The organism is Micromonospora sp. 4G55, assembly GCF_016803375.1.
Genome location: NZ_JAEVHN010000449.1, coordinates 1 through 5,147 on the forward strand (window position 1 = coordinate 1; position 5,147 = coordinate 5,147).

The 5,147-nt window shown below is 73.9% G+C and carries 3 protein-coding genes and 1 pseudogene; all 4 read right to left on the bottom strand.

Annotated features, from left to right (window positions below; all coding sequences use genetic code 11):
- Nucleotides 1-1,030: DUF58 domain-containing protein (locus JNW89_RS27025; protein WP_238451160.1), on the bottom strand; the 1,030-nt coding region annotated here is incomplete at its 3' end.
- A 13-nt stretch (nt 1,031-1,043) separates the two neighbouring features.
- Nucleotides 1,044-2,042 carry a MoxR family ATPase gene (locus tag JNW89_RS27030; protein WP_238451162.1) on the bottom strand — a complete coding sequence of 333 codons (999 nt, stop codon included), beginning with the start codon at nt 2,040-2,042 and terminating at the stop codon, nt 1,044-1,046.
- Nucleotides 2,043-2,075: 33 nt separating this feature from the next.
- Nucleotides 2,076-4,636, bottom strand: a pseudogene (locus tag JNW89_RS27035) (fibronectin type III domain-containing protein).
- Nucleotides 4,637-4,855: 219 nt separating this feature from the next.
- Nucleotides 4,856-5,147 (bottom strand): fibronectin type III domain-containing protein (locus tag JNW89_RS27040; RefSeq protein ID WP_238451164.1); only part of this gene is annotated, 292 nt, incomplete at its 5' end.

Genomic DNA, 5,147 nt, shown 5'->3' on the forward strand with positions numbered 1-5,147 from the left:
CCACCGACGGGTACGCCCCGCGCAGCGCCCCCACCAGCCCGAGGTCACCCCGGCCGCCCGGCCCGGTGAGAAAGACCAGCGTGTCGCCGGCCCGGTCCTGCCGCAGCCGGCTCGCCGAGGTGCGCAACGTGTCGGCATCGCCGTCGGTCAGCTCCACGGCGGCCAGCCGGTCCAGCGGCGGCTCGCCGGCCCGGTCCGCGCCGGGCGCCACCATCAGCAGCGCCACCGGCAGGTCCTCCCGGACGGCGGCGGTGACCACCGAGGCGGCCGCCTCGCAGGCGGACTCGAAGGACTCGGCCACCCCGTCGGTCCGTTGCGGGTGGGCGGCGGCCCGGTTGTCCAGCAGCACCACGATCCGGGGCAGGCTGGTGTCCACGTTCTCCCGCACCATCAGCTCGCCGACCCGGGCGCTGGCCCGCCAGTCGATCGAGCGGACGTCGTCGCCGACCACGTACTCGCGCAGCGAGTCGAAGGTGATCGACCCGTGCGGCACGCTGTCCGACCGGCCGTCGAGGCTGCGCCCCGCACCGGTGGGCACCGCGGTCAGCGGGTGGATCCGCGGGTGCACCCAGACCGGCACCGTTGCACCGTACGGGCGGGAGAGCGCCACCAGCCCCAGCGGGTCGCGCCGGGTCACCCGCAGCGGGCCGACCGGCACCACGCCCCGGCGTCGGGTCGGCACCTCGTACCGGACGGTGGTGTCTCGCCCGGGACGCAGCCGCAGCACCGGCGCGGGTACCGTCGCCACGCCGCACCGGTCCTCGGCCAGCAGGTTCGCCGCCCGCAACCGCCCGGCGTTGCGGACCGTGACCGTCATGTGGGCCGGCTCGCCCCGGGCCACCCGGTCCGGGTCGGCGCTGCGGGAGACCGCCAGGCGGGGCCGCCAGGCCGCCGTCACCACGGCATAGCCGACCGCCACCGCGCCCGCCGCGCCGAGCAGCGCCAACTCCGGGTAGGCGAAGCGGAAGCCGCCGCCGAGCAGCAGCACGGCGGCGACGAGCAGCCCGACGCCCCGGGCGGTGATCCCCATCGGCGGACGGCCGTCAGCCGTGTGCCGGGGCCGGCTGGCCCGACGGCAGCGGCACCGGCACCGACGCGATCGCCTGGCGCAGCACCTCGGCGGGGGTCACCCCGCGCACCTGCGCGTCCGGGGTGAGCAGCAGCCGGTGCGCGAAGACCGGCTCGGCGAGGATCTTCAAATCCTCCGGCATGATCCAGCCCCGACCGTCGATCAGCGCGTACGCGCACGCCGCGCGGGTCAACGCGATCACGCCCCGGGGGCTGACCCCGACCCGTACCTGCGGATGGTTGCGGGTCGCGGCGGCCAGCCGGACCGCGTACGCGTAGAGCGGCTCGGCGATGTGCACCCGGCGGGCCATCCGGACCATCTCCCCGACGGTGGCCGTGTCGGTGACCGCGCTGAGTGAGTCGGGGGAGCGGACGGTGGCGCCGCGCAGCACCTCCACCTCCACCTCCTCGTCCGGGTAGCCCACCGACAGCTTGACCAGGAAGCGGTCCAGCTGCGCCTCCGGCAGCCGGTAGGTGCCGTCCATCTCGACCGGGTTCTGCGTGGCCACCACCAGGAAGGGCTGCGGCACCGGATGCCGGACGCCGTCCACGGTGACGGTGCGCTCCTCCATCACCTCCAGCAGCGCCGACTGGGTCTTCGGCGAGGCCCGGTTGATCTCGTCGGCGATGACGATGTTGGCGAAGACCGGCCCCGGGTGGAACTCGAAGCCCCGGGTGGCCTGGTTGAAGATGGTCACCCCGGAGACGTCCGAGGGAAGCAGGTCCGGGGTGAACTGGATGCGGCGCCACTCACCCTTGACCGTCGCGGCGATCGCTCGGGCCAGGGTCGTCTTGCCGACGCCGGGCACGTCCTCTAGGAGGACGTGCCCCTGCGCGAACAGCGCGGTCAGCGCCAGCCGTACCACCTGCGGTTTGCCCAGCACGACCGCGTTGACGTTCTCCGCCAGCCGGGCGGCGAGGGCGGCGAAGCCCTGCACCTCCGGGTGGGTGAGCGGTTCCTGGGGGCTGTTCACGGTGGTGGTGCTCCTCGACTGGCTGGTACGGCGTCAGCAGGTGGGCAGGACGTTGATGTCGTCGCCGCCCTCCAGGTTGAGCCAGGCCCACGGGATGTAGTTGCGCCCGGAGTACTCGACCTGCACCCACCACGTGCTCTGCTTCTGGCTGTTGTAGATCCAGGAGTCGACGTTCTGGCCGGACTTCTTGCAGTACGCCTTGAGCCGGGTGCCCGGCTTGGCCCAGCCGACCTGCTTGTCGTTGTCCTGCTGGGTGACCGAGAAGATCTCGTTGCCGTTGCGGCCGTCGACGTCCCTGTTGCAGTAGGTGCGCTGGTCGCTGTCCGGACCGTTGTTGCAGGTGGCGACGCCGTACAGCGGGTCGGTGGTCTGCGCCCGGGTCGCGGTGCCCTTGCCGGCCGCGTTGCTCGCCGTGACCGTGAACGTGTACGCCGTCCCCGGCGTCAGGCCGGGCATCGTGATGCTGGAACAGGGGCCGGCCTTCGTCGCCTCGCCGGAGGTGCTCAGCGTGCAGGTGGCCTGCCCGCCGCCCGCGTCGACCGTGAAGCTGACGGTCGCCGCGGTGGCGGTCGCCGACGAGCCGGTCACCGTCACCCGGGGTGCCGCGACCGTCCGCGCGGTCGTGCTGGCCGCCGGGCCGGGGCCGGCCTCGTTGACCGCCTTCACCTTCACCGTCACGCTCTGCCCGTCGTCCAGCCCGTTCCTGGTGGTCTGCGTGTCGGTCACCTCGGTGACCTTGCCCCCGACGTCGACCAGGTACTTCGTCACCGGGCGGCCGTTGTCGAGCGCCGGCGACCACTGCACGGCGACGGTGCCCCGCTGGTCGGCGACCGTCGTCGCCCGCAACTCGGCCGGCTGCCGGGCGGGGCGAACGGCACCACCGTGTTGCTCACCGGCGAGGCCGCCGAGCCGGCGCCCTTGTCGTTGACGGACACCACGGTGAAGGCGTACTGGGTGCCGTACTCGAGCTCACCGGCCGGCACCACCAGCTCCGTCTTGGTCGACTCGCCGGCCGGAGCGTTGGTGCCGGCCGAGGTCGCGGTCACCGCGTACTTCGCGATGGTGTTGCCCTGCCCGTTCGCGGCCGGCCACTTCACCAGCACCGTGCCGTCCGGCCGGGCCTCGGCGGTCACGCCGGCCGGCGGGTCCGGCACCGCCGCCGTCGGCGTGACCGGGTTGCTCCGCCGGGCCGGGCCGTCGCCCTTGGCGTTCACCGCGTGCACCGCGAACGTGTACGACGCGCCGTTGGTCAGGCCGGTGATCTCCACCGCCCGCTGGTTGGCGCCCACCTCGTGCTTCTGGCCGCCGCCCTCCACCACGTACCTGGTGATCTCGGCGCCGTTCGCGGCCGCCGGCTTCCAGCTCACCCGGGCCCGCGCGTTGCCGGCGGACGCGGTGACGCTGCGCGGTGCGCTCGGCTTGCCCACCTTCGGCTTCTTCGGCGGGGGCGGCGGCGGGGGGACCGGCGGCGGGTCGCCGCCGAGCACGTCGTTGGCGTACTTGTTGACCTCGCGCACCTGGTGCTTGTCGTCCACCACCCGGGCTGTCGACGAGTCGGGCGCGTTGATGAACAGGTGGTTCTCCCGCACGTCCAGCTCCAGCGGGCCGGTCATCCCCTTGCCCCGGATGGTGTCGACCAGCTTGCCGGCGCCGTCGAAGGCGTAGACCGTCCCGCTGGCCTCGTCGGCGCAGTAGAACCGGCCGGCCCAGGCCACCGCCGCGTTGAGCCGGTCACCGCTGCCCGGCACGGTGAACTGGCGTACCTCGCTGCCGTCGGTCACCACGTGCACCCGCCGCTCGCCGCCCACCGTGACCGGGACGGCCGGGCCGCTGGTCCGGGCCGGCAGCGTGCCCGCCGACGACATGGCCAGCGGGGTACGCTCCGTCTCGCCGGCGCGGACGGTGACCAGCGAGGCCGAGGTGCGGTCCAGCACCGCCACCCCGTCGTCCAGGGTGGACACCACCAGCTCGTGGCTCGGCTCCGCCACCGGGTACGTCTCGATCTGCTTCGGGCTGAGGCCGCCGCCATCGGCCGGGGCGGAGGGCAGCTCCGCCGCGGTGACCGCCGAGACGGTGCCCTCGCTCGGGATCGCGATCCAGAGCCGGCCCTTGCCGTCGAACGCGCCGCCGGTGATGCCCGGCGGGTAGCGCACCGGCTCGCCCACCGGGGTGAGCGAGCGCGGGTCCAGCTGCCGCACGATGCCCTGCACGGCGTCGACGACGAACGCCGCATCCTCGTGCAGCACGACGTTGACCCCGAGGCCAGGGGTGGTGCGGGTGGTCGCGGTGATCTGGAGGGTGGCCAGGTCCAGCGAGCTGACCTGGCCGGTGTTCAGGTCGCGCAGGATGAGCAGCCGGTCGGTCTGGGTGACCTGCATCGGGTGCCGCCGCGCGCCGGGGATCTCCATCCGGGTGTCGACCCGCGCGGTGACGCCGTTGACCCGGGCCAGCTCGCTGCGCGCCGCGCTCCACAACCAGCTGCTCGCGTCGTAGTTGGCCACCGCGTTGTCGGCGGCGCCCAGCCCGAGCACCGTCAGCCCCATCGCCGCCAGCAGCGCGCCCACCGTGCCGATGGTGACCAGCCCGCCGCGCATCCGGGAGCGGCGTGGCGGTGCGGCGGTGTCGGTCACGGTGCTCGCGACGTCGTCGATGGTGGCCACGTCCGGCTGCCTCCCCGTCTGGCTGTCCAGGTGGCGCGCCGTGTCCCCGGCGACCCTCCCCTGAGCCGTGGGACATCATATGGGCCGCGCCGGCACCGGGGAACCCGCTGGGTCCCCCTGTGGACACCCAGCGTGTGCGTCGTGGACGGTCGGTCAGCCCGCCGGCGTCCGCCGCTCCCGGTCCGTGCAGACCTGTCCCGACGTGGCGAAGGCGTCCGTCGAGTACACCGCCAGCACCGTGAAGCAGTAGTCCACCGTGGAGCTGAGCCCGTTGACGGTGTAGGTCGTCTGTCCCGGGTCGACGGTGGCCATCACGCCGAGCGCCTTACCGGCACGCCCGCCGGCGACCATGAACGGCACCCCGCCACCCGCCGGGTCGGACCAGCTGATCGTGACGCTCGTCCCGTCGTCGCGCAGCTTCAAGTCGGGGGGCGGGGGCGCCGGT